This window comes from Paenibacillus sp. AN1007, from assembly GCF_040702995.1.
In the GTDB taxonomy this organism is placed as follows: Bacteria; Bacillota; Bacilli; order Paenibacillales; family Paenibacillaceae; genus Paenibacillus.
In genome coordinates, this window is record NZ_CP159992.1 from 4312697 (window position 1) to 4337702 (window position 25006).

Annotated in this window: 21 protein-coding genes; 5 read left to right on the plus strand and 16 right to left on the minus strand. The window is 43.8% G+C overall.

Features of this window, described 5'->3' with window-relative positions; genetic code table 11:
* Positions 1-35: 35 nt before the first annotated feature.
* From ABXS70_RS19495 to ABXS70_RS19530, 8 genes are all read right to left on the minus strand, one after another.
* On the minus strand, positions 36-1853 hold the full coding sequence (locus ABXS70_RS19495) for an APC family permease (protein ID WP_342554682.1): 1818 nt from the start codon (positions 1851-1853) through the stop codon (positions 36-38).
* 345 nt (positions 1854-2198) lie between these two features.
* Positions 2199-3044 (minus strand): rhamnulose-1-phosphate aldolase, encoded by an 846-nt coding sequence (gene rhaD, locus ABXS70_RS19500; protein WP_342556263.1) that lies wholly within the window; start codon positions 3042-3044, stop codon positions 2199-2201.
* 434 nt (positions 3045-3478) lie between these two features.
* Entirely contained in the window at positions 3479-4018 is a 540-nt protein-coding gene (locus ABXS70_RS19505) for a GNAT family N-acetyltransferase (protein ID WP_342554681.1), read from the minus strand.
* A gap of 84 nt (positions 4019-4102) precedes the next feature.
* The gene (locus ABXS70_RS19510; RefSeq protein ID WP_342554680.1) at positions 4103-4792 is read right to left on the minus strand and encodes a hypothetical protein; all 690 of its coding nucleotides are present in this window, start codon (positions 4790-4792) and stop codon (positions 4103-4105) included.
* 156 nt (positions 4793-4948) lie between these two features.
* A complete protein-coding gene (locus tag ABXS70_RS19515) occupies positions 4949-5230 on the minus strand; it encodes a hypothetical protein (RefSeq protein ID WP_342554679.1) in 282 nt (93 codons plus the stop codon).
* Positions 5231-5416: 186 nt separating this feature from the next.
* Positions 5417-5905 (minus strand): DinB family protein, encoded by a 489-nt coding sequence (locus tag ABXS70_RS19520; RefSeq protein ID WP_342554678.1) that lies wholly within the window; start codon positions 5903-5905, stop codon positions 5417-5419.
* A gap of 32 nt (positions 5906-5937) precedes the next feature.
* Positions 5938-6894 (minus strand): helix-turn-helix domain-containing protein, encoded by a 957-nt coding sequence (locus ABXS70_RS19525; protein WP_342554677.1) that lies wholly within the window; start codon positions 6892-6894, stop codon positions 5938-5940.
* 290 nt (positions 6895-7184) lie between these two features.
* Entirely contained in the window at positions 7185-8021 is an 837-nt protein-coding gene (locus ABXS70_RS19530) for an AraC family transcriptional regulator (protein ID WP_342554676.1), read from the minus strand.
* A gap of 128 nt (positions 8022-8149) precedes the next feature.
* Between ABXS70_RS19530 and ABXS70_RS19535 the strand changes: the two genes are divergently transcribed.
* Positions 8150-11359: a glycoside hydrolase family 2 TIM barrel-domain containing protein gene (locus ABXS70_RS19535; RefSeq protein ID WP_366290127.1), complete on the plus strand. Its 3210-nt coding sequence runs from the start codon at positions 8150-8152 to the stop codon at positions 11357-11359.
* A gap of 245 nt (positions 11360-11604) precedes the next feature.
* Positions 11605-12435, plus strand: a complete 831-nt coding sequence (locus ABXS70_RS19540; protein ID WP_366290130.1) for a hypothetical protein — start codon at positions 11605-11607, stop codon at positions 12433-12435.
* A 271-nt stretch (positions 12436-12706) separates the two neighbouring features.
* Here ABXS70_RS19540 and ABXS70_RS19545 read toward each other — a convergent pair whose 3' ends face one another.
* From ABXS70_RS19545 to ABXS70_RS19560, 4 genes are all read right to left on the minus strand, one after another.
* Entirely contained in the window at positions 12707-12943 is a 237-nt protein-coding gene (locus ABXS70_RS19545) for a hypothetical protein (RefSeq protein WP_342554673.1), read from the minus strand.
* 408 nt (positions 12944-13351) lie between these two features.
* A complete protein-coding gene (locus tag ABXS70_RS19550) occupies positions 13352-14641 on the minus strand; it encodes a restriction endonuclease (protein ID WP_366290133.1) in 1290 nt (429 codons plus the stop codon).
* Between the two features lie 73 nt (positions 14642-14714).
* A complete protein-coding gene (locus tag ABXS70_RS19555) occupies positions 14715-16742 on the minus strand; it encodes a Z1 domain-containing protein (RefSeq protein ID WP_366290136.1) in 2028 nt (675 codons plus the stop codon).
* Positions 16743-16764: 22 nt separating this feature from the next.
* Positions 16765-16992: a hypothetical protein gene (locus tag ABXS70_RS19560; protein WP_366290139.1), complete on the minus strand. Its 228-nt coding sequence runs from the start codon at positions 16990-16992 to the stop codon at positions 16765-16767.
* 614 nt (positions 16993-17606) lie between these two features.
* Here ABXS70_RS19560 and ABXS70_RS19565 point away from each other — a divergent pair.
* The 3 genes from ABXS70_RS19565 to ABXS70_RS19575 all read left to right on the plus strand — a co-directional run bounded on the left by ABXS70_RS19565 (position 17607) and on the right by ABXS70_RS19575 (position 21211).
* A complete protein-coding gene (locus tag ABXS70_RS19565; RefSeq protein ID WP_342553461.1) occupies positions 17607-17924 on the plus strand; it encodes a transposase in 318 nt (105 codons plus the stop codon).
* Positions 17873-18757, plus strand: coding sequence for an IS3 family transposase (locus ABXS70_RS19570; RefSeq protein WP_366290143.1), 885 nt, complete (start codon positions 17873-17875; stop codon positions 18755-18757). The genes ABXS70_RS19565 and ABXS70_RS19570 overlap by 52 nt, the downstream gene beginning before the upstream one ends.
* Positions 18758-20035: 1278 nt before the next feature.
* The gene (locus tag ABXS70_RS19575; RefSeq protein ID WP_366290146.1) at positions 20036-21211 is read left to right on the plus strand and encodes a site-specific integrase; all 1176 of its coding nucleotides are present in this window, start codon (positions 20036-20038) and stop codon (positions 21209-21211) included.
* Positions 21212-21291: 80 nt separating this feature from the next.
* Here the strand turns inward: ABXS70_RS19575 and groL are convergent, their stop codons facing one another.
* The 4 genes from groL to tatA all read right to left on the minus strand — a co-directional run bounded on the left by groL (position 21292) and on the right by tatA (position 24976).
* The gene (gene groL, locus ABXS70_RS19580; RefSeq protein ID WP_342554672.1) at positions 21292-22923 is read right to left on the minus strand and encodes a chaperonin GroEL; all 1632 of its coding nucleotides are present in this window, start codon (positions 22921-22923) and stop codon (positions 21292-21294) included.
* 73 nt (positions 22924-22996) lie between these two features.
* Positions 22997-23278 carry a co-chaperone GroES gene (groES, locus tag ABXS70_RS19585; RefSeq protein ID WP_090918205.1) on the minus strand — a complete coding sequence of 94 codons (282 nt, stop codon included), beginning with the start codon at positions 23276-23278 and terminating at the stop codon, positions 22997-22999.
* A 589-nt stretch (positions 23279-23867) separates the two neighbouring features.
* Entirely contained in the window at positions 23868-24650 is a 783-nt protein-coding gene (gene tatC, locus ABXS70_RS19590; protein WP_342554671.1) for a twin-arginine translocase subunit TatC, read from the minus strand.
* A gap of 77 nt (positions 24651-24727) precedes the next feature.
* Entirely contained in the window at positions 24728-24976 is a 249-nt protein-coding gene (gene tatA, locus ABXS70_RS19595) for a twin-arginine translocase TatA/TatE family subunit (protein ID WP_342554670.1), read from the minus strand.
* Positions 24977-25006: the final 30 nt, after the last annotated feature.

Below are 25006 nucleotides of genomic sequence, written 5' to 3' on the forward strand. Positions count from 1 at the left end.
TCTCGCCCATCTGGTATTTCCGCTGCCTTCTTCAATTATCGATTGAGATGATACGGTACAGTGGTAACAATCACATCTTTATAATTAATCAGATAGGCACGGATCATAAAGCTGGTCTGGTTATGAAGTACATTTTGCCACCAGTGCTTCGTAATGAATTGCGGAATTAGTATGGTGATATGATCGGTCTCAGCTGTTTTCCACTCTACGGTATCAATGAATTTCTTCAGCGGCCCCATAATGCTGCGGTACCTTGATTTGATTACGACCAGACGCACGCCGGGATTCCATTCCTCCCACTTCTGTTCCATCTTGCGAATGGCCTCATCATCAAAGCCAATGTACAGCGCCACTACATGATCCGACATCGTCTGTGCGTAACTGATCGTATTCATGACGACCCGAGTAATGCCTGCCACCGGAATAACAATGGTGTTGCCTTTCTTGGCCGGTTTATCCACTTGAATATCGATACGCAGTTCGTCTGCAATGTTGCAATAATGGCTGCGAATGCGCATGAACACATAGACTACAAGCGGCAGGAAGATAAAGATAACCCATGTCTGCGTGAACTTGGTAAAAATAAAAATCAGCGTAATCGACAACGTGGTCAGCATACCGATCGTATTCACCAGAAGCTTTGTTCTCCACCCGGACGGCTTGATTTTGATCCAACGAATCATCATGCCCAGTTGGGACAGGGTGAACGGAATGAACACCCCAACCGCATAGAGCGGAATCAGGCTGCCGGTATCTCCTTTGAAACCTACCACCAGCAATGCAGACATCACACTGAGAAAAATAATGCCGTTCGAGAAGCCCAGACGGTCTCCTCGCACCATAAACATATGCGGCATATATTTATCTTTTGCCATCATGAAAGACAACAGCGGAAAGGCCGAGTATGCTGTATTGGCGGCCAGGAACAAGATCAAAGCCGTTACACCTTGGATGATAAAATACATCCACCCTCTGCCAAACGTCGCTTCGGCAATCTGGGAAATGACCGTTGCTTTCGGATCAGGCTTGATGCCGTACCCAAAGGCTAGCAGCGTGATGCCAATAAACATTGCTCCGAGGATACATCCCATGAGCAGCAAGGTTCCAGCGGCATTTTTCTCCGCAGGCTGCTTGAAGTTCGGGATTGCGTTACTTACCGCCTCTACCCCGGTCAGAGCCGAGCACCCAGAACTGAACGCTTTGAGCAGCAGGAAGATGCTGACATGTGACAGACTTGTTCCGAACTCTGGAGCCGCAGCATGCATTCCGCCAGCCAGAAACTTGATACCGCCCGAAATAATGAGAATGGCAATGGAGAAGATAAACAGATAAATGGGGATCGCCAGCACCGAAGCTGACTCCGTAACCCCCCGCAAATTCATAACCGTCAGAAACACAATCATAATAAGCGCAATAATGACACTATAGTCATGCAGTACAGGAAAAGCGGATGTGATCGCATCCGTGCCTGCGGACGAACTCACAGCCACCGTCAGGATATAATCGACCAGCAGTGAACCTCCGGCAATCAGACTCGGTGTGGTACCCAGGTTATCCTTAGCTACGATGTATGCGCCGCCCCCTGTAGGATAAGCAAATATCGTCTGGCGATACGAAAAAATTAAAATGACGAGCAATCCCAGCACGGCGATGGAAATCGGAACCGAGTACCACAGGGCGGCGAATCCGGCCGCAACCAGCACAAGCAAAATCTGTTCCGTACCGTAGGCCACGGATGACAAAGCATCGGAGGACAGAATGGCGAGCGCCTTCCATTTCCCCAATTTTTCTGCATCCAATTCAGCCGACTTCATTGGCTTGCCGATTAAGATTCTCTTCATTTTGCCAAGCATGATCATAACTTCCTTCCATCTCTCATCTGTAAGCTTATTTTCATCTCATCTGTAAAGCAATGTATGTTTTTATCTGTGAAGCATAGTTATTATGCAAAATCGCAGAGCCATTGACAATATGTCATTTCACCCGAAAATCGCCAGCGCGTGATAATGCATGCTGCGATTCAATATTCGATAACAAAGCCATTCTTACTGAACAAATTGAACGTTTTTGAACCAAAACGACGATTGTTTGCCTGAAAAAAAGAAAAAGACCTTCGATTCAGAGAATCGAAGGCTGCTGCTGTTCAATTATTTCGTTAGTTTGATATGACACCATTGTCATATTCGGATTGCTGCAAGTTAACTTTCAATGATACCGGGACGAGGCGTTACGCCGAATTGCTGCGCAAGTGCACGCAGCTGCTCATCCGTGATCCGCTGGCGGATGTCATGGCCTGCAACAAGCATGTATACTTGGGCGGCCTTCTCAATCGTTTCAATCAGTCCAAACGCTTCGTCGATCGTTGTGCCTGTTCCAAATATGCCATGCTGCGGCCAGATGACTGCGTGGTATTCCTTCATTTTCTCCGCGGTTGCGCGGCCGATCTCATTCGACCCAGGCATCATCCATGGGATAATGCCAACGCCATCTGGAAAGACCACCACACACTCGGTGCACATCTGCCAAAGAGTCTTCGTGAACTTGGCCTCATGCAGCTCATGAATGAAGGTCATCGCAAGTACATGTGTCGCATGGTTGTGCATCACAACCCGGTGATTCGGGTCTATTTTCAAACGTTCCATATGGCTCATAAAATGGGTTGGCAGTTCACTTGTCGGATTCGCTCCGCCATTCAGTCCCCACAGCACCTCCAGCTCCTGTCCATCTGACGATACACGAAGCACGCCCAGATTGCCCTCCGGGTCTGCCAGCACGTTTTTGAAATATTTGCCCGAAGCCGTAACGATAAAGTACTGACCTGCCAGCTCCTGCACGGAAAAGGCAGGTGTAATGGTCCGAATGACCCGATGAATATCGATGTACGGGGCAACCTCCTCTTCGCTCAGCAGATAACTGACATTGCCGCCGTTGCGCTCATCCCAGCCATTCTTCCACATATGCTGCGTAATCTCTGCCATCTCGCGTACAAATGGAATATCGAACCCGGCAGGGTGCTGTCTTTCGGTACGAAGGGTCACGTTCATCATTATCCTCTCCTATGTTCAACTATAAATGGTCTGTCACGATCAAAGTAAGTTCCTTTTTTCACATTTATTATACCTTTGTTTGTGTTTGAAAGTCAATGATTTATGCTTAAAATAACTTTTGTAATATTTTATTTATGTTTGTTTTTCTTTGTTATAAATCGTAACATAATAATAAGATAGAAATAAAACAAAAAAACACCCCGCCGTCGCCCGGCAGGGTCAGTCACACATCTATTTAACACGAGAAGGGGTTTACAAGAGTTATCTTATCCCTTTTACCTTAAAAGAAGCTGAAAGCAAAATAAATACAGCATAAAATAACAGGGGATCATCCCGCATAATATGAAACTCGTTCAATGACATGGCGTATGGCGCTGCCTCTAACTAGATTCCGGCATATTCATTTGGATAACGCCACATGAGGGATGTATTCAGCAGACTTCATTATTTTTTTGCAAACGATAGAATGGCTGCACCATATCTGATGCCTCATCCCGCCGATCATCCGCATGCTCAAACCCCAGCCTCTTTAGAATGTGATACGCCGCTTCATTATCAGGATGATGCACTGCAACCAGAGAGGATGCTTCTAGCTTGTCAAAAGCATAGTGAACAACGGCCTGTGCCGCTTCCTGTGCATATCCTTGTCCCCAGTGATCCCGGGTCAGCAGGAAACCAAGCTCATAGATATTTTCTTCCGGTGCATAAGGATAAAGACCACAGCAGCCGACAAATACGCCAGAATCTTTTTGAAAAAGAGCCCAGTACTGCACTCCCTCCTGCTTCTCGCGCTGAATCTCCTGCGTTAACCTCGCTTCCACTTCCTCTTCACTCAGCACATCGCTGCCGCTGATCCACTTGGTCACCTCATGATCACCCCAGAGCGCAAATGCGAGTGCCTGATCCCCTTCGTCCCATGTCGTAAATACAAGTCGTTCTGTTTCCATTAATTTTGTTCGCTTGCGGTTCATTCGATCAACCTCCCGAATCCGAGGCACGCTCTCAACGTGCGGTCTATACTATGTAATTAATCGTACCGGGTTCGGGATAAACAATTATAGTTTTTTCGCAAGCTTTTCGAATTGCTGGATATAAGGTTTAATCTCTTTTTCTATACTTAAGATAAAGGAACGAAACGCTTTGGGATCATACTCATCCCCGACACCAACATTTTTATGTACTTTTCCTTTTTGATACTTAAAAGTGAAGAAATAACCTTCTTTAAGCCCTTTCAAAATTTCTCCTGCCTCACCCATAATTTGAAGTTTTATTTTTGCATCTTGATAAGCAAAATAATACGGAGGGTCAGACTCCCCCTTGCGCACATCATACCCGGCAATCCACTGATCTTTAGAAAAGGTCCCTGTTTGCACTCGTGACTCCAGCATTGTTCCAGTCAGACTAATCTCGTTGACACGCAGTTCCCCCTTGCCTTCTTTTTGATCGCTTTTCCAGGTTCCTTCATACTGTGTTTCTGAGATTCGGTCTGTTTCTCGCGTTATCATCTTATAAACTCCCTGTCCTGAACGTTTGCCCTCCATCCAGCTTCCATTGTAAGTTTTGGATTTCCCCCATGTCATTGTTCCTTCCCCGTGAGGTTTTCCGTTTTTGGTCTCTCCGTAATATACTGCTCCGTTACTGTAATTTAATGATTGTCTTTCTGCTTGAGCTAACATGGGCGCTGATAACAGCACGGTTAAACCTAGGCTTGCTCCTAGGATGTAACAGAACATTTTTTTGATCATCCTTATCTTCCCTTCTTTTTCCTGCAGACTACACTGCTTAAAATAGTAAATCAACACACCTTAGTATATTATCACTATAAATCCAGATCACACCAGCAAAAAAAGACCCCTGCCGAACATGTCCGACAGAGGCCCTTAAGTTTCTACCACACCGAATTACGACAAAGCAACTTCAATCGTACCGGAAGCAGCACCTCCCTGGTTCGCCAGCAAAGCGAAGACCAGCACCTGACTTGCGGTAATGCTCAAACTGCTGTTCACCGGAACAACATAAGTGACAACCGGAGCATTGACACGAGTGATGACGAGAGATACCGGAAACGGTCCATTGTTGTTCACCGTAACACTTGCATTGGTGCCGCCAGACAGGTTTTCATAGTAGGATTTACCCACACCTGCTGGAAGATTGTAGAATTGTAATGGTAAAAGGATGGCCATCAAAATCACCTCCTTTTTGCTTTGATACGGTATTCTATGTTTGAAATCTAGTAAAGCCACGGTGAATCGACCGTGGTAGAACGTACATTTATAGCTGACATGCAAGTTTAATAGATACTGCATATTCGCAAAAAACAAAACAAGCCCCGCCGGATGATCCGGCGGAGCTGTTTGTTCAAGAATAAATTAAGCATACAGCATAAAGAAGTTTAATTCATGCCCCTGCTGTTTGAGATAATTGTAGAGCTGTGAGCGATGGTGGAACACATGTGTCAGCGTTTCGATCTGCCACTGCACCTGCAGATGTCCATGCTCTGCATAGAAAGCTTGGGTAGAGCGGTTCAGAAAGTCCTCTTCGCTGAGACTTGTGATATACGCTTTATATGCCTCAAAGTTACTCCATAATGTCCCTTCTAATTGCTCAATATCCTGGTTTCCCGATAGGCTGTTCTCCACTTGACTTACTTCAGCTTCACCTTTTTCCTGCATAATGACAAGATCCGAAGCGGTAATCTGGATAAAATGATGCACCAGTTCAACGAGTGAGCGCATATTGTCCTGCGGACGATATGCCCAGTCCTCCTCACGTATAAGCCGAATTAACGAAGCGCCTGTACGCACGCCAGTCTCCAGCTCCGTTAACAGATGATCCCGAATTTGCAATGTTCCATTCATGATTCATTACTCCTTTGTAATAAGTCTATGGTTCATAGTATAACGGAGGATACTGCCGCATCATTGTACTTTTCGGACAACATCTGTTGATGCTCCTGAACAGCAGCCAGCGGCGTATCGCCATAAAACTTGCGGAACTGCCTGATCAGATGTGCCTGATCATAGAAACCATAGGTCTGAGCAAGAGCTGCTCCGTCAGCAGTATGCCCATTCCGGATTCCGTGCAGTACCTGATGGAAACGAACAATTTCACTGAATCGCTTGGGGCTGATGCCCACCTGCTCGGTCATTTTACGATGAAGCTGGCGTTCGCTGACCGCTTCCCGCAGCGCAATTTCCTGTATACTCATGGTGCCTTTTTCCTTGAAGATGCGGTGCAAAACGCTGCGAAGCAAATCCTGATCGGCTTGATTAGGAGCCCAGCTGCTGGATGCAATCATACGCCGGAGATAATGCTCCATCACCTGCACGCGCTCTGCGAAATTCATTGTTTCCTGCATCTGTATCCGCAGCTCGTCCCACCCGATCGGCCAGCAATCCTCCAGCGGTATACGTTGATCCGTGAACAAATCCAGAGATTGGCCGTGCAGGAAAGGTGCTCCTCCGGGAAAAAAACGCACACCAAATGTATAAGCTCCCGCCAGCGGCGCTGTCTGCGATAACGGAAAAGCAAATGGCTGCATGTAATTGCCGCAATAACTGTACGCATGTCGATCCTTCTCCGGATTATAATCGATCAGGATGTCGGTACAGCCATCCGGCAGCACACGGGCAGAAGTCGCAGACTTCAGCATGATATCCCTCACCTTGATATCCATTGTCACCGCGTCTTGTCCATCGCCTTCTGCATGTTTACGGCTCCCAGACTCCCAGTAACAGGCGACATAGGGCTTAAGTACAGGCGACGGATCGCATTCGATATAGTATGTACGCGGATCAAGTCCATTCAGTTGTACGGGACGATACAACGAGTGCAGAAGAGTATCCATTCATTTCCCTGCCTTTCCCTTCCTCATTCAAATGGAACAAATCTGACCCGATCTCTGGGTTCACGTTATGTATCATTATGGTCAGTCTTCTCTCTCATCATATCATGATGATCTTTAATCAGGGTAAAAAAAGTGCCCTGCTCGGAGGATAATCCGAACAGGGCCAGTCACACATCTATTTAACACGAGAAGGGGTTTACAAGAGTAATCTTAATCCCCCAACCTTAAGAGAAACTGAAATTCTGATGAAGAACAGATCAAAAAATGAGCAGGGTAACGTTCGCTCCGGTTTAGCTTAAACCGTGCAGCTTCCGAAATCGTTCCGGACTCATGCCGGTATGCCGTTTGAACATGCTGCAGAAATAACTTGCATTCTCATACCCAACCCGGTCTGCAACTTCATAGATTCGCAGTGCCCGTTCACTGAACATCAGCTGTTTACTGCGGTTGATTCGCTCTTGATTGATATAAAATACAGGTCTGACATGCAGGGCCTTTTGGAACAACCGGCACAGATATTGAGGAGATACAACGGCAACGTTGGCCAGTTCCTTCAGCGATAGCGGCCGATCCAGATGTTCTGTAATATAGCGCAGCACCGGTTTTAGACGCTCCATCTCATCGTTGTCATTGTCCGAAACAATCAGCAGCGGTTTCAAATCAAGAAGCAGGGCGTACAGATGTTTGGAGCTATCCCGATCCTCGGCTGCATCCATCGTATCCCCCGTGCCCTCTCCCCTCACAAGCATCTGCTCCAAGGCAGACAGCAGCTCGGGATTTCTAAGTTTATACACGCCTGAACTGGTAATCCCCGCATAGGCCAGCAGCTGACTGGCTTCCCTGCCCTGAAAGGATACCCACGCCAGCTCCCAGCGATCCGTCATTGGCATATACCGGTGCGGAATGTCAGGGTAGGTGATGAATACTTCCCCCGGACCAACGGTATATTCTTCTTCATCCTCTATAATCAGCCTGCCCTGCCCCTGAATGACCTGATGGATCTGATAATCGGGGAAACCTTCCGGGCGCTCCGTTTCGAATTGGTGTTCCCAGTAACCGACGGTCGTCATATAGATCGGCAGACGTGCGGCTTCATCTGTTTTGCCAAAAAAGATTCGTGTATTCATCCGGCACACCACGCTCTCCAGCCTTAGTTTCATATTGTGATATACATGGGCAATATCCTTTATTCTCTAAGTGCCTGATCAATTCTATACTGTGAATATATTATAACATGATCAAAGGAGCTGCTGTTATGCGAAAGAAACTCGTGCACACCCCTCCGGCTAACGGATATCCGGAATGGAACAACAATCCCGAGACGTTTCAGGTGAATCGTCTGCCAGCGCATGCCAATATGGTAGCGTTCCCATCTATAGAAGAGGCCTTGTCTAATGAGTTCACCTCTTCTCCATGGTACAGGTCTCTGAATGGATCATGGAAGTTCAACTTTGCGGAAACGCCGGAACAGCGGATTACTTCTTTTTATGAAACGGACTATAATGCCAGCGGCTGGGATGAAATTAGCGTGCCATCCAACTGGCAGCTTCAGGGTTATGATTACCCTCATTACACCAACATGACGTATCCATGGGTAGAGCGTGAGCCTGAGTTAAAGCCACCTTTTGCACCGGCAACCTACAACCCTGTAGGTTCATATATTCGCACATTCACGGTACCTGCGGACTGGAAGGAACGTCCTGTCCTGCTGCACTTTGAGGGTGTTGAATCAGCTTTCTATGTTTGGGTGAATGGAGAGCTTGTGGGCTACAGTGAAGATACCTTCACACCTGCGGAATTTGATATCACGGCATACCTGACAGAAGGCGAGAACAAGCTCGCGGTTGAAGTTTACCGCTGGTGTGATGCAAGCTGGCTGGAGAATCAGGATTTCTGGCGGCTTAGCGGTATTTTCCGCGGCGTATATCTGCACTCGCCTTCACCGGTTCAGATCGCTGATTTCTTCGTTCGTACAGAACTCGATGATGCTTTGCAGAATGCAGAACTTCAGTTGGATGTGCAACTGTACAATCATAATGCTGGACAGCAAGTGGAAGGCTTGACGGTTCAAGCGCAGCTCTATGATGCGGAGCAGCAGCTTGTTCTGGATCAGCCGCTGGCGGCAGAGGTTTCTTTTACCAATGAAGAAGAAGTAACGTTACACCTCTCTGCTCCAGTTGCGAACCCGCTCTTGTGGAGTGCCGAAACGCCTAACCTGTACACACTGGTGCTGTCCATTCAGAATACATCGGGCGAAACGGTAGAGGCTGTTCGCACCCGTGTCGGCTTCCGCAGATTTGAGATCAAGGACGGCTTGATGAAAATTAACGGCAAACGCATCGTATTCAAAGGTGTCAACCGCCATGAATTCTCGCCTGATTCAGGACGGGCCATCGGACGTGAAGATATGATTCGCGACATTGAGCTGATGAAAGCCTACAATATTAACGCTGTACGAACGTCCCACTATCCGAACCAGACGCTTTGGTATGAGCTTTGTGACGAATATGGACTCTACGTTATTGACGAGACGAATCTGGAGACACATGGTACCTGGTACTACGGGCAAAAAGAAATGAATGACGACAACATCCCGGCAAGCAAACCGGAATGGCGCAGCAATGTTATCGATCGCTGTAATTCGATGTTCCAGCGGGATAAAAACCATCCGTCCATCATCATCTGGTCACTCGGGAATGAATCGTTTGGCGGCGATAACTTTATTGCCATGTATGACTATTTGAAACAAGCTGATCCGACAAGACTCGTTCATTATGAAGGCACCTATCACTACCGCCCTTCCGATTCAGCCAGTGATATTGAGTCTACGATGTATATCAGTCCGAATGATATCGAGCAGTACGCACGTATGAAGGGTGATAAAAAACCTTATATCATCTGCGAGTACAGTCATGCCATGGGGAACTCCTGCGGCGGCCTGCATTTGTACTGGGAAATGTTCGATAAATACGAGATTCTACAAGGGGCATTCATCTGGGACTGGGTGGATCAATCGATCCGTACCAAGACAGCAGACGGTGTGGAATATCTCGCATACGGCGGAGATTTTGGTGAATCACCGCATGACGGCAACTTCTGCGGCAACGGACTGATTTTGGCAGATAAAACCGTTACACCTAAGCTCGAAGAAGTGAAAAAATGTTATCAGAACGTTCGCATGCAGGCACTCAATCTGCAAACCGGGCTGATTCGCATCACGAATCATTTCCTGTTCACCGATCTGAATGAATATGCACTGGCCTGGACGTTATCCCATAACGGTGTACCTGTAGAAAAAGGCCACCTGGATATTGCTGCTCAGCCTGGCGAATCTGTCGATGTTCGCATTCCTTATACCTCATCCTCTGATCTGTACACGGAAGCTGTGCTTACTGTATCTTTGGTAACCAAGAAAGCTGCCAAATGGGCAGATGCAGGGCATGAGATTGGTTGGGAGCAGTTTGTCGTATCTCCTCGTCTGCGTGCAATTCAGCAACCTGTTGCGGGAGCAAGTGACGCGCTTCAAGTGGAGGAACTGCAAGATGGCGGATTGAAAGTGAATGCGGATGAAGTTTCCGTAAGCTTTAGCTCGGTTACTGGCGCACTTACTTCCTATCAGATTAACTCTCAGGAGCAGCTGCTGTCCCCTGCTCGTGCGAACTTCTGGCGTGCAATGACAGATAACGATCTGGGTAACAAACTGAATGAACGCGCCGCGTTCTGGCGGGATGCTCATGTGACGAACAGAATGATTCGTTTCGAACATCATACGGATGTGCAGGGCTGTCATGTGGTAACGGACTATACATGGGATGCCAGTCCGGGAACTACGCTGTCTATCACGTATCACATTAAACCAAATGGCGAGCTTGAGATCAGTCAAACCCTCGTTCCCGGTGCAGGTCTGCCTGAGCTGCCTGAATTCGGCATGCTGTTTGAATTAACAGATCGTCTGGACTCCATCTCCTGGTACGGCAGAGGGCCGCATGACAACTATGTTGACCGTCTGACCAGTGCACGCCTGGGCTATTACACCGGAACCGTTCGTGATCAGTTCGTGCCATACCTGAAACCGCAGGAATGCGGTAACAAAACGGATGTGCGATATGCAGCAATCACATCTGCTGTGGGTGGTGATGGTGAGAAGGGCAATGATGGCTCTGACGGGAATGCTGGAAGGGCTGCAAACGACGGAAATGCTGATAATGCTGTGCATGGCAGCAGCGGTCTGTATTTTGAAGCCAATGCTCCGTTTGAAATCAATGCACTTCCGTGGTCACCAGAAGAACTGGAAGCAGGTGACCACGTCTACAAATTGCCAGTAAGCTCACACACCATCGCCCGCATCAACTACATGCAGATGGGTGTAGGCGGTGACGACAGCTGGAGTGCCCGTACGCATCCAGAGTATACGCTGCAGGCCAATCGTCCGTATCACTTCACATTTACAGTGAAGCCTGTATAAATGGATAGGGTATGAAGACATGTTGTAACATGAAGGCTTTTCTTCATTCCCATACTTCTCTCATCTATCAAAAAAATCCCTGCTGGTATGATGCTGGCAGGGATTTTTTCAGCTCGCTTGTACTGTGTCACTGAAGCAATGATCATAAATTCTCATGACGTGTTATGATATATGTCAATGCCGATCCGTTAGAAGGCTCCGCAATATTTTACTTTTATGTGACCATGAAATGATGGGGTGAAGTTATGAAGCTGCTGTACACCGCTTTGTTCATTTTGGGATCGATTGCTTTCTTTCGTCTGCTCCTATTTTTTGTTTTGTCCACGCGCAAACATAAGCAGATACGGGTGAAATGGGTCATCTTTGGGGCGGTGAGTTTGGTATGTAGTATTATCGGCCTGATTGGAATGATGACGGTTCCTTCTTCCAATGCTTCGCAATCCGGGGAAAACGAAATGAAGCTGAATGGATCAGGCACCACAGTTAAAGCCAAAGATGCATTTCCTTCAACATATCCCGATCCGTCTAGTTCAGTGCGGCCAGACCAATCTTCTGCGGAGAACTCTGAGCAGCCCACCTCGGCGCAGCCGGGTTCGTCTTCATCCGAGCAGCTGCATAACTCCAGCCTCGGCATGACTGCAGATGAGTTCAAAAACAGGTTTAACAGCGCAGTGGGCAAATACCGATTGAATGGCTTAAACATCTCTCGTTTGAATACAACCACCTCTGCCGATAACAGCACCACACCTTTTGAATATGTCTTCAACGATAACTTACGCCTGGCTGGTGTGCTGGATAAAGCAGGAGAAATTCACAAAGTCACTTTGTTCCATACGGGAAACACCGGTGAACCTACGGGTGGATTACAGTTAGTTGCCATTGCCGTGCTAATTCTTACAACGAATGAAGACTACACATACAATGATGCCCAAGATGTCATGCAGGAGATGGGACTGCTAACCCGAGACGTGAACCAAGCTGAATTCAAAGGTGCAGCCGTACGCGGTGGATTTGAATATGAGTTTGTTATTCCGGATCTCGAACATTCTGTTTTCGAAATTGCAGCCGCCAATTGATCCATACGGACTCTCGTGTTCACGTCATATACTCCATGCGCTTTGCCTTAAGCGCTAACGATTCTGAGAAACCTTATTTAAGATGAGAACACCTACTCCACATTTTAACGATTCCTAGTAACGCTATTTATTAAAAAAACACTGTTTTCGCAAAGAAATCAACCTAATGTCAGAGATAACGTCTCTGGGAATCGTTACATTTTAATTCGACTTTAAAAGCGCCAAATAGCGTCTATGGAGTTCGTTAGCGCTTAGCTGCACATTAGAGAAGTTATCTGGTGTACTCGTCTATATCCTCCATCGCAGAATCATGCCTTCTTTTGTGCAGCTCTTCATGCTGGTATACATCGTTTTTCAACTTGGCCAGAAATCCCCACCCGGTAAAAAACATCAAAAGCACGGCAATCAACGCATAAGCAAACGTAAATAGGTTCATATAAAAATTCACAAATATTGCAGCCAGCATCAGTCCCACAATCCATAATACCCACTTTGTACTTTTTCTCATCGCTGTCCCTCCTCACTAAGTTGTAATCATTTACTCTAACATACTCTTGTATCCTCGTACATACGCTCAAAAAGTGACACAGTTTCGCTGAAAAAATCCTCTAAATATACTTGTTGACGAGCACATAGTGCCCATCAAGCAATTAATATAAAATTGCCCGAATATAGACAAAAGTTAGATTTTGGATATATCCATGTTCATATGATTAAGAAACTTATTGGAGCGGTTACTACTATTGAGGAAAATAAGAAATTAAATAAGCCAGTTTTAAAGAGAAGCTCCCAATGAATTCAGGTTGGCTGATAATCAGAACTTTGAGAATAACATAAATTAAGGAGCTTCGTAATCCAAGCTCCTTTTACAATTTTTCATATACTAAACCAAGGCAGGAAAACTATATTCTTAATACTATAAATAAAGAATCTCCTCTGGCCTTCGGGATAATATTTTTTCGTCATACAGACTATCTATTTCCCGCAAAAAATCTGTTACGTTAGAATATCCTTTTTCGTAAACCATTTCTAACACTTCTTCAGCTACCCTTAAACCATGAACCAATACAATCGGGTAACCGTCGTCAATAATTTCCCTTTGAACTGCTTCAGAAAAGTAACTTGTTGTCACATATACTCCTACCCAACCTCTTTTTAATCTTGCTACAGTACGAGCAATGTGATTCCCCCCCGTAGGGGTATCAAATTTCTCACATTTTGCCTGGCCTAATACAACGAGTTTTGTTTTCGAAAAACCGGAACCTATGTCAAGCCTTCCTACAAAATCAGAACCTCCATCTGAGGAGGAAGGAGTAATCCACCCTTCCATGTACGATCCTTTTTCGGAGCCTAATATTTTTTGTGCAACTTGAGAGGCAAGCCCTTCAAAACGTGCTTTTCTACTACCATCATAAAAATTATATATTTCATTTATTGCCTTCTCTTCGCGAGAACCTCTACCTGGTTTCTGATTTTGAGGTTTTGTTGTTAGTATTTTTGAAACTCTCCTTCTATATTTTTCAACCGAAGGCAAACCCTCTCTAATCCATTTTTCCCACGATTCTGGTGCGTACCGTAGAGTATCCTTTATCGACATGGCGGGATCTCTACGTGCATTTATCCAGTCCCACATAAATTCTTCTCCCTCTGTTTTCATACTAAAAACAACAAAATCAAAAACATAGTTCGTGAAATATTCATCTTTTTTTATATCATATTGTGTTATTCTTTCTGCACGTTCAACCATTCCGAAACCCTGAAACATCACATTTCCCTTTACCTTACCCTTATATGAAACTCTCTTGAAAAATACAATAGGAGTTGCATGTAATCTGATTGATTTATCCAGTGAATTCTGTACATCAAAAGCTGCTAGTAAACTTTTATTCCCTCTTGATACTTCAGGATTTTGTCCAGTTTTTTTATTATCTCCATAGTATCTTATATGCCCATTATCCGGATCAAAAAAGTCTTGCCACGGAGTGTCTGTGGAACCAATTTTATGAGGGCTACTCGATATTAATATTACTGGTGTTCTATTTCCATCGATGGCGTTAACATCCGCAGGTTTATTAATTCCTGATTCTAAAAGGAGTTTTTTGGCACCTGGTTTATGTGTTAAGTGAAAAAAGCTTGGAAGACCGTCAATAATATCCTTAGATTGGTCGTATGGTCTTCTGTATGCGAGAACTTCGTTGATTTTCATATAAATACTCATCCTTTAATAATTAATAAAAAAATACACCCTTAAAAACTTTTTAAGGATGTGTTATTTTACATTAAATATTGTTTAGGTTAAATAGAATGTTATTCTCATCTTCTGGAAACCTAAATAAAGGAATCCAAAAATCCACTCCATCCCAGCCTTCTTTAACACCTCTATTTCTTACAAAAATAGCCAATGGTTTTTTGCTATCTACTTCACTCACTATCCGCTGCATGCTTGGGGAGAGTACAGATCCAATTTCTTTACTCCCTCTACTTTTAGAAAGGCCGATGTTGGTATCAATATTGTATAGCATGTTGATTGAATTAGATCGATTGGCCTTGTACCAGCTTAAATACTCTACAATTACTTTAGTACGCCATCCACCGGTAACTAATAATGGTATTTTATTAAAAATATCAATTACAGTATCAACTTCAATTTCTACTGGTTCAAAAGGTTCTGTAATATCCAATACTTTCTCATTTACATAACTAGTCACCTCTTCAATTACTCCACTATGAAATTCCGGGACCTTAGGAAACCTTAACTGTCCAGGCTTATAAGCCCCTACCGAATTTGGAATAACATTTGGTCTTGAGGGACTAAGATTATCTCTGTTTAAATATAATGTGCTTTCTATATTATGATTTTTGATTATATCTCGCTGGACTGCATCGTGCTCGCATATTTCTTCAAATAAGTCCGCGATATCCTCAGGAATAAACACTCTAGTTACAGTTAAATCTTTGGAACGGTAACCACACATTCTGGCATGCTGCATTAACGTATCGACCTGTGGTCTTGCAACAACCCTTCCATAATAAGTAACTAGCAGACGAGGAATTGTTAAACCACGTCCAAGCTTGTTTCCACCAATAATGAAATTGTACTTTTTATTTAATTTGATGTTACTTTGAGACTCAGGTGCTGCGTTAAGTACTATAACATCATGACTATTTATATTATCACTTAAAACCTTTAACACGTCTGGAAATACGGGTATCTTTGGGTGCGTATCTTCTAAATCAGCATAAGCTGCTAAAAGATAATGCATGATAAAATCCCTTTTCTCTGATTCCTCCGGTCTCTTTAATGCTTTATATAAATCCGCAACAAATTTTTTTGTTAGTTTCTTTATCCTGGTGTGGATCAGTTGATATGGACTAATATGGCAGAGAAAAGTGAATTTTTGTTCACGTCTCGGTTCTGTATTTTCAAGCAGCCGGACGGATGCTCCAATTACAAAGTTAGATAAGGCACTCATTAACCCATCAGGAATACTAGTTATATCTTCATCATCTGATTCCATTCTAGCAAGCTCTTTTATTTCCTCTTTTTCTACATTCCTAATATGTTCCTTTGCATTTTCCTGAAAAAAGGTATGAATTCCTGTATAGCCTCTGCCTGCGTCAACTATTTCTATAAATTCTGGATAGAACCCTGTATCCTCTTTGTTTTGAAGAATTATTGCTTGAGGGGTTGCTGTTACTTGTAAATAAAGCTGCGTTGAAACCATATCGCGTAGATCTAAAAGTTGCTGATTTATCGCACTTGGATCTTCACCCTCAATGCGCTGATTAGTATTTAGACCTATCGCGTCTGCCTCATCGTCAGCAATTAGAGCTGATATATCGGTTAAATCTTGATTTGATAAAAATGTAATTAACTTTTCAAGATCTGCAGTGTCCTTTTTACAAATTAATACAATTCCATCAGTTTCCAACACAGTTTTTAAGTATTCTGGGTCCTCTTCGCTAATTTCATCCATTTTCCTTACTAACATGCCTGATAGTGCTGAATCCGATCTATCAAAAGTTTGGTCTTGTAGAGAGTTGTTTCTATCAGTTAATACGACAAATAGCTTATAGCCATTATCAGCGGCTAAAGCAACTGTCATATTAATTATATTAGTTTTTCCACTTTGGATTAAACCATAAAGCAATCCTAAAATCTTTTCACTGCTATTTACTTCAGGGATTCTTTCCAATATATTTACAGATGTTTGTAACACATTTGATGCTGCTGCCTCCCCAATCTCGGCACTTAACTCTGAAAGAAAATTAGATACACGCTCACCATCTTGAATTATCTCTCTCAATCCTATTTCCTCCTCTTATAAATCAGTCATCGAACTTAAAAATAAAATCTTGCTCCTCAGCTTCATCTCTGAATCTTTTTTTTAGGTTTTGAATTTCTTGTTCTAAGGTAGCTGCAATTTGTTTTGCCTGCTCAACTGTATATTCGTAGTTGTTTTTGTTAGCCAAGTTACCGATAAGCCTTATTTTTTTCACACATTCTGTTACTCGTTTCTCAGCTAATCTTTTAAAGTTGTCAGCTTTTGAACTCATTGCTTAAACCTCTTTTCTAATATCATATCATAATAATACATTCACCATCATTGATCGTCAATAATATTCAAATATATTTAATACATTTTAAAAATAAAAACTTCATTCTCATTTATTATATAAAATAATTGTATCTTCTTGAGTAACTACAGCCGAATGAAAGTTACATGGCAAATAACTCAAAAGTTTTTTTGTAGTTACAGTGATACTGACAATCTATTTCTACCGCTGATAACATCCTGTCCTTATCATCCCCTCATTGCTTCATCACAGAAATATGAGAAGCATGTCAACTGATAGATAATTTAATTCTCAGTAAACGCATCTAGAATGTTACTAAGGTCAAATAATAATGTCTAAGTATCCTAAGATAAATTGCTAACCGATGAGCTTATATAAAAACAAGAGAACTGAGATTCCATAGTCCACAAGTTAGCAATCTCTTTTCCTTAGAAGCTATTGGACTGCTTGAAAATTACCAACGATTGAACAGTAAAGAACAGTAAAAAAACAAAGACAAAATTGAGAAAGTATTAGCTGAAGTGCACCCCTTAGAATAGACATTGGAAAAAACCCTGGGTTTAACCGATGAAATTCTAGGGGGTGTATTTTTTATGGCGATTAAGGGACAAAAGTTTAAAACGTATTCGGAGACGTTGAAAAATGAGGCTATTCGTCTGCACACGGTTGAGGGCTGGACTTATCGAAAGATTAATGAGCATCTGGGAATTCATGACCCAGGACGAATGAAGCGCTGGATGAGAAAATATCGGGAACAAGGTGAGTTTGGACTGATGGATCAGCGAGGGCGACGTAAAGAATACTTGGACCAAGACCGTTATGTCCAAAAACTGAAGCGGGAGAATGCGTTGCTAAAAAAGTGCTTGGTCATCTGGAAGGAGGAAGCAAACAAGAAAGATTTCAGATCATAGAAAAAGTAGCGGCATACGGGGATATCCAGAAACTTTGTGATGTATGTGGCGTGTCACGGAGTGGATTTTATGCCTACATAAAACGTAAACGATTTGACCGCGATACAAAGGCGATGAACCAAGTACTTCAAACCTATCAACGATATGAAGGGAAATATGGTTATCGACAACTCCAGTTATTCCTTTGGCAAGATCAGAGGATTTGGATGAACCACAAAAAGGTGCTCCGCCTGATGCAAATGCTCGGTATTCAATCCAGGATTCGTCGTAAACGACGCTCCAGTGGCCCGTATGCACCTGCGCAGCGAGTAGCAGAGAACTGCCTGAAGCGAGACTTCAGTGCAGAAAAACCGAATCAGAAATGGGTAACGGACATTACCCAGTATCGTGTGGGAGAGCGCTGGATATATCTTTCAGCTATAAAGGATCTGTTTAATAACGAAATTATGGCCTACGAAATAGGCGAACGCAACGATAATGAACTGGTGCTCCGCACATTCAGTAAAGCGTTTGCGAAGCAAAAAGACGTGACCGGACTCGTCGTTCACAGCGACCAGGGTTTCCAGTACACGTCTCACGCTTACCACGACATGCTGCCAAAGGTTGGCGCCCGAATCAGCATGTCTCGCCGAGGAAATTGTTATGACAATGCCTCGATGGAGAGTTTCTTCTCGCATCTCAAAACGGAAGGACTCTATCCTTATCATATCCGAACGCTTAACGAAGCACAAAGCAAAATCGAAAAATATATCCGTTTTTATAATCGAAAACGGCCACAACGGAAACTGAAAAAACTGACACCGGTAGAGTACCGACGCCAGTTTACAGCCTAGGGTCTTTTTATAATGTCTACTAAATGGGGTCTTGACCACAATGCCAACAGTGTCTTTTTACCGATGCTTTCGGACTCGCTTAATATTACCACAGTTCCCCTCTTTGTTCAGATCAATCTGAGACAACGAACCCGTCAAAGTTTTCAGGACCTACACGAAAAGAAGGTGCCCGACCAGCACTTACAAATGCACTGTACGTCAATTGTGATGAGAGGGGTGGGTTGAAATCGTTTGCTGAGAATGTGATAACTTGTGGTGACCGAGGGTTAAAGTCATACGTAGCTGTCGCAGAATAAACAATTGGGTCAGTTGCTAACGTACCTCGTACAACAGTAATGGTGAACATACCCGCGATAATACCGTTAAATGGGATTTCTATAGTAACCGTTCCTTTTAACAGAACTCTGAGATTATCACCTGCCCCATCTGTTAACAAACCGATTTGACCAAATAACTGAGGGACAGGATTTGAAAATCCAATAGAGATTGAGTTTGCCAAGCTTGCATTCTGTGATGACCTTGCATCAAGGAGTCTCGTCATTTTAAATATAATCTCTCCTATCGTTTGGGAAAGGATAATATATTCGCAGTCTATTGGACTGCTTGGACATTCATCTACACAGCAAAAAAAGCCCCGTCCAGATATATAACTGGCGGGGCCTTTCAAATAGGGATGGGAGAGTTAACAGAGCTATGTAATAGCTCCGTTTTGTTGTGTGCTGACCATTTATTGGATGAATCAATTTTAAGTTTATCCTGAGAAATGCTAATTATACTTTTGCTTCAATCTTCTTCAACCGCTCGTCCATGTCAACCACATTTCCGTTAACTCCTTAGATTAGCTTCAGGAAATTTTTCCTGAGCCGGTTCATCACGGCTACAGACTCTTCACGGGTGATCAAACTTCTGCTTAATTGCTTCTATGCCCTTTTATCTTCTTCCCACACCTTTGGATATGACTTGGGGTGAGTGTATTGGACTTCTTTCGGAAGAGTTCAGAGTTCCCAATAAATTGGCTGCCAATCGTGCAGAACACATTTCCTCCAGGCTTCACGAAGAATATCATACCACCGTGATGATGTTGAAATGATGAAAGGCAAAATTCAAGTTGCTGTCTCTTTATTCCGTTCTTCTCAATCAAAGAGCCCTTCCAAAGAAACACTCCGCCTTCTTCAACAACTGAAAAAACAGATTAATGCATCTTAAGGAGCTGATAGTATATGGCATCTTACACGAAAATTAAAAAATAATAAGCAAGGCTATAAGTGGATTTGTACATTGGAAGGACCTCCTGACCCCGTTACGGGTAAGAGAAAGCAGATACCACGGCGAGGTGACACGCAAAAGGAAGCTTTAGCACGTGCTCAAAAGGTTCTTGATGATCTCACAAACCACGGGATAGACTCTAAGAAAAATAAAAATCTACCTTTTAAAAAAGTAGCTGCTGATTGGCTAAAAACATATTCGAAAGGTGAAGTAAAAGAAAGTACGGTTAGGGTCAGAAGTAAAGAAATCAAACTTCTTGAGAAATATTTACTTGAGATTAATATTGATAAAATTTCTCACAAACAGCATCAAAACATTATTAACGATTTGGATGATCAAGGATATGCAAGAACGACCATCGAAGGTGTTCATGTTACTGCCAACATGATTATGAAGTATGCAATTAAACATAAAATGAGATTGGATAATCCTTGCACTGGTACTATTATTCCAGTGAAAAAATTAACTGTAGAGGAGATTGAAAATACATCATTAGAGGACGGTTATCTGGAGAAAGACGAAATAAACGAATTCTTACACGCAGTGTTTCTCCATGGTATGGCAATGGATTTAGAACGCTTCTATTTACTTGCTTTTTCAGGGATGAGATCGGGGGAGCTTTGCGCCCTGAAGTGGACAGACATTAATTTTGAAACAAATGAAATAAGAGTTACCAAGACTTTGTATAACGAAAATAATAACATGAAGATGTACAAACTTACTCCCCCAAAAACTGAAGGATCAATCCGTACATTTCAGGTAGACCAGGTTGTAATGGACTTACTAAAAAATCATTACGAGAAGCAAAAACAAGCCATTATTGAAATAAAAAAAATGCTGCCTGATTATCATAACGGAAATTTTGTATTTTGTCGGACTAACGGCTACCCCTTTATACAAAAAAACGTACTTAACAGAATGAACAGAATACTAAAACACACATCAATAAAAAAAGAGGCTACCCCACACATCTTCAGACATACACATATCAGTATGCTATCAGAAGCAGGAGTTGATTTGAAGACGATCATGAAGCGAGTTGGGCACGATGACCCAGAAACTACGTTAAAGATCTATACTCATGTAACTGAAAAAATGAAGAAAGATGCCAACGATAAAATCAGATCTCATTTTGCAGACATTTTAGATTTCAGATTTGAAAAACAAGCAACTTTGCAGGAAATGTGATTTTTTCGTGATTTAATAACAAAAGGCTCCCTCTCGGGAGCCTTTAAAATAGCGGTATTACAGGCTTTCAGCAGCCTAACTTACATCATGCCGCCCATACCGCCCATGCCGCCCATGTCAGGAGCGCCAGCAGCGCCTGCAGGTTCTGGCTTGTCAGCGATAACCGCTTCAGTAGTCAGGAACATTGCTGCTACGGAAGCAGCGTTTTGCAGTGCATAACGCGTTACTTTCGCAGGGTCAACGATACCTGCTTCGATCATGTTAACCCACTCGCCAGTCGCAGCGTTGAAGCCTACGCCAACTTGCTCTTTTTTCAGACGTTCCACGATGACGGAACCTTCTTCACCAGCGTTAGCCGCGATTGTGCGGATTGGCGCTTCCAGAGCTTTCAGGACAATGTTTACACCTGTCTGCTCGTCACCGGACAAAGCTACACCAGCAACAGCATGATATACGTTCAGAAGCGCAGTACCACCACCGGATACGATACCTTCTTCAACCGCAGCGCGAGTTGCGTTCAGGGCATCTTCGATACGCAGTTTGCGTTCTTTCAATTCAGTTTCAGTAGCCGCACCGACCTTGATTACTGCTACGCCGCCGGACAATTTAGCCAGACGCTCTTGCAGTTTCTCTTTGTCGAACTCGGAAGTTGTTTCTTCCAATTGTGTACGGATTTGGCTAACACGTGCATCGATATCGGATTTGTTACCAGCACCGTCAACGATGATTGTGTTTTCTTTTGTTACACGGATTTGGCGAGCTGTACCCAGTTGTTCCACAACAGCGGATTTCAGGTCCAGACCCAGTTCTTCCGTAATCAATTGGCCACCAGTAAGAGCTGCGATATCCTGCAGCATTGCTTTACGACGGTCACCGAATCCTGGCGCTTTAACAGCTACAGCATTGAATGTACCACGCAATTTGTTCACAACCAGCATAGCCAGTGCTTCGCCTTCGATATCTTCAGCGATCAATACCAGCGGTTTACCTTGTTGAACGATTTTCTCAAGCAGTGGCAGGATGTCCTGCGTGCTGGAGATTTTTTTGTCTGTGATCAAGATGTACGGATTGTCCAAAACAGCTTCCATTTTGTCCGTGTCTGTGATCATGTAAGGAGAGATGTATCCGCGGTCGAACTGCATACCTTCAACCACTTCAAGCTCAGTAGCGAATCCACGGGATTCTTCTACAGTGATAACGCCGTCTTTACCTACTTTTTCCATAGCTTCAGCGATCAGTTCGCCTACTTCTTCGTCAGCTGCAGAGATTGCTGCAACTTGTGCGATGGATTGTTTGGTTTCAACCGGTTTGGAGATGGATTGCAATTCAGCAACCGCAGCTTTAACCGCTTTGTCGATCCCTTTACGGATACCGATTGGGCTAGCGCCTGCAGTTACGTTTTTCAAACCTTCAGTGATGAGGGCTTGAGCAAGTACTGTTGCAGTTGTTGTACCGTCACCGGCAACATCGTTAGTTTTCGTTGCTACTTCTTTAACCAGCTGTGCACCCATGTTCTCGAATGCATCTTCCAGTTCGATTTCTTTTGCAATCGTTACACCGTCATTCGTGATGAGCGGGCTTCCGAATTTTTTCTCCAGAACCACGTTGCGGCCTTTTGGTCCGAGGGTTACTTTCACTGCGTTAGCCAATGCATCCACACCACGAAGCATGGAGCGACGAGCGTCTTCACTGAATTTAATGTCTTTAGCCATTTAAGAAAACCTCCCTGATATATTGTGTAAAATGGTACTGCTATATGGTTCGGTTAACCGATTAAATTTGAAATTAGTCGAGAATCGCGTGAATGTCGCTCTCTTTCATAATCAAATATTCTTTACCTTCGAATTTGATTTCTGTACCGGCATATTTGGAGAAAATAACGCGGTCTCCTTCTTTCACTTCCAGAGCTACACGTACGCCGTCTTTCAATGCGCCCGCACCAACTGCAATGATTTTACCCTCTTGCGGTTTTTCTTTGGCGGAGTCCGGAAGTACGATCCCGAAAGAAGTCGTTTGCTCTTGCTCCAGTGGTTCTACCAATACGCGTTCACCTAAAGGTCTGATCATGAAAAATAGCCTCCTTTTGAAATTATATAGCCTTGCATTTGTAGGCTGCAGCCATATGTATTAGCACTCGACTGTGTTTAGTGCTAACAACCAACTTTATGATACTCAACTTGAAGCATGATTTCAAGTCTTTTTGATGAATTTTTGCGAGAATTTACGTTGAATTTACACCAACAGATTCCAATCATGCCTGATACAGCTGGATGAATGTGACATTCATACGCTTTTTATTTTACGTGATTCGCTCGCCCACATGCAAACTGCAGCCCGAATCCCCTTCTCCATTGTATCCATTGACCGGCATAATATGCCTGCATGTCCACTTCTACTCTCATTTTGATCTGAACCAAAAGACCCGGAGCAGCACATAACGTCTTCTCCGGGCCTTCAACCGAGTGAATTCTTCATTCACCCGTACCTTGATATTTTTTTCTCAAGCTGCTGAATATCCTTAAGCACCATGAAGATGAATCCGGTGCCTCTAGCCTCTATAGATATAACAGACCATGATTGTTCCAGCGCCTCCAGCAGATTATGATGCTGATGCAGAGGAGAAACAAACGACTGTATTTCAAACTCCCGCACTATTCTATCCTACATGCTGGTTATCATCTGCCCGAATATAACGGGCTTCAATCTCCTGGTCAGCCGCAAGCTGCTTGCGATATACCATTCCTGATAAAAACACGCTGATCTCATATAACAGCAGCAGCGGAATCATGACAAGCAGGTCGGATATTAAATCCGGCGGCGTAATAACCACCGCGATAAAGATGAGTACAAAGTAGGCCACTCTGCGCATTTTGCGCAGACGAATCGGATTCAGAATCCGAAGCCCTGTCAGGAACATAATGAGCAGAGGCAGCTCAAACAGCAGTGACACCGGCAGCACAATGCCAAATAGAAAACTGAAGTACTGCTTCATGCCGTAGGTTTCGACAAGCCCCATTTTTTCCGTAATCATTGTTGTAAACGCAAGTGCCATCGGAAAGACAACATAATATGAGAACGCTACACCGACCAGGAACAGCAGAAATACATAAGGCACATATCTCAAGGATGCCTTACGCTCCTGAGGCCGCAGACCCGGGCTTACAAACTTCCAGATCTGATAGACTGTAAAAGGCAGTGTAATAATTATCGAGAAAAGTCCGGCTATCTTCATATAGATGCCTATACCGTCCCAGAAAGAGAAGGCATGCAGTACGAAACCTTTGGCCGACTCCGCCTTGGTCAGATAACGATATACCGGGTCTGCCACAAAGAACCCTGCGATGAGTCCCAGAATAAATATGCTCAATACATAGATCAGCCGCTTACGCAGCTCACTCAGATGTTCCGAAAGCGTCATTTCTTCATTCTGCTGCGTCATGCCTGCCTCCCCTGGAATTCAGCTTAAAATACAAAACCCTTCCGGCAGGAAGGGATGTCTCTTTCAATGCCATAACATTATTCCGGCAGGCGTTTATCCACAGGTTTGTCAGCAGTTGTCGTCTCTACTGCCACCGGTTTTGCTTTTTCCTGCTCTTTACGGCTCGAAGCATCATCGTCCGAAATAATATCGCGCGCGCCTTCCTTAAACTCCCGGAATGTACGTCCGACGGCCCGTCCCAATTCCGGCAGCTTATTAGGTCCAAACAACAGCAATGCAATGACGGCCAGCAAAATAAATCCTGTTGGTCCAATCGAACTTAACATTGATCTTCCTCCTTGTTTCAAGCGTTCAAC

What these genes read in the sequence shown, in the direction of transcription:
- ABXS70_RS19530 (WP_342554676.1), bottom strand. Translation starts at nt 8,021, where the DNA reads ATGAATACACGAATCTTTTTTGGCAAAACAGATGAAGCCGCACGTCTG.
- groES (WP_090918205.1), bottom strand. Translation starts at nt 23,278, where the DNA reads ATGATCAGACCTTTAGGTGAACGCGTATTGGTAGAACCACTGGAGCAA.
- ABXS70_RS19565 (WP_342553461.1), top strand. Translation starts at nt 17,607, where the DNA reads ATGGCGATTAAGGGACAAAAGTTTAAAACGTATTCGGAGACGTTGAAA.
- ABXS70_RS19535 (WP_366290127.1), top strand. Translation starts at nt 8,150, where the DNA reads ATGCGAAAGAAACTCGTGCACACCCCTCCGGCTAACGGATATCCGGAA.
- tatC (WP_342554671.1), bottom strand. Translation starts at nt 24,650, where the DNA reads ATGACGCAGCAGAATGAAGAAATGACGCTTTCGGAACATCTGAGTGAG.
- ABXS70_RS19515 (WP_342554679.1), bottom strand. Translation starts at nt 5,230, where the DNA reads ATGGCCATCCTTTTACCATTACAATTCTACAATCTTCCAGCAGGTGTG.
- ABXS70_RS19540 (WP_366290130.1), top strand. Translation starts at nt 11,605, where the DNA reads ATGAAGCTGCTGTACACCGCTTTGTTCATTTTGGGATCGATTGCTTTC.
- ABXS70_RS19505 (WP_342554681.1), bottom strand. Translation starts at nt 4,018, where the DNA reads ATGAACCGCAAGCGAACAAAATTAATGGAAACAGAACGACTTGTATTT.
- ABXS70_RS19520 (WP_342554678.1), bottom strand. Translation starts at nt 5,905, where the DNA reads ATGAATGGAACATTGCAAATTCGGGATCATCTGTTAACGGAGCTGGAG.
- groL (WP_342554672.1), bottom strand. Translation starts at nt 22,923, where the DNA reads ATGGCTAAAGACATTAAATTCAGTGAAGACGCTCGTCGCTCCATGCTT.
- ABXS70_RS19495 (WP_342554682.1), bottom strand. Translation starts at nt 1,853, where the DNA reads ATGCTTGGCAAAATGAAGAGAATCTTAATCGGCAAGCCAATGAAGTCG.
- ABXS70_RS19510 (WP_342554680.1), bottom strand. Translation starts at nt 4,792, where the DNA reads ATGATCAAAAAAATGTTCTGTTACATCCTAGGAGCAAGCCTAGGTTTA.
- ABXS70_RS19550 (WP_366290133.1), bottom strand. Translation starts at nt 14,641, where the DNA reads ATGAAAATCAACGAAGTTCTCGCATACAGAAGACCATACGACCAATCT.
- rhaD (WP_342556263.1), bottom strand. Translation starts at nt 3,044, where the DNA reads ATGAACGTGACCCTTCGTACCGAAAGACAGCACCCTGCCGGGTTCGAT.
- tatA (WP_342554670.1), bottom strand. Translation starts at nt 24,976, where the DNA reads ATGTTAAGTTCGATTGGACCAACAGGATTTATTTTGCTGGCCGTCATT.
- ABXS70_RS19560 (WP_366290139.1), bottom strand. Translation starts at nt 16,992, where the DNA reads ATGAGTTCAAAAGCTGACAACTTTAAAAGATTAGCTGAGAAACGAGTA.
- ABXS70_RS19545 (WP_342554673.1), bottom strand. Translation starts at nt 12,943, where the DNA reads ATGAGAAAAAGTACAAAGTGGGTATTATGGATTGTGGGACTGATGCTG.
- ABXS70_RS19525 (WP_342554677.1), bottom strand. Translation starts at nt 6,894, where the DNA reads ATGGATACTCTTCTGCACTCGTTGTATCGTCCCGTACAACTGAATGGA.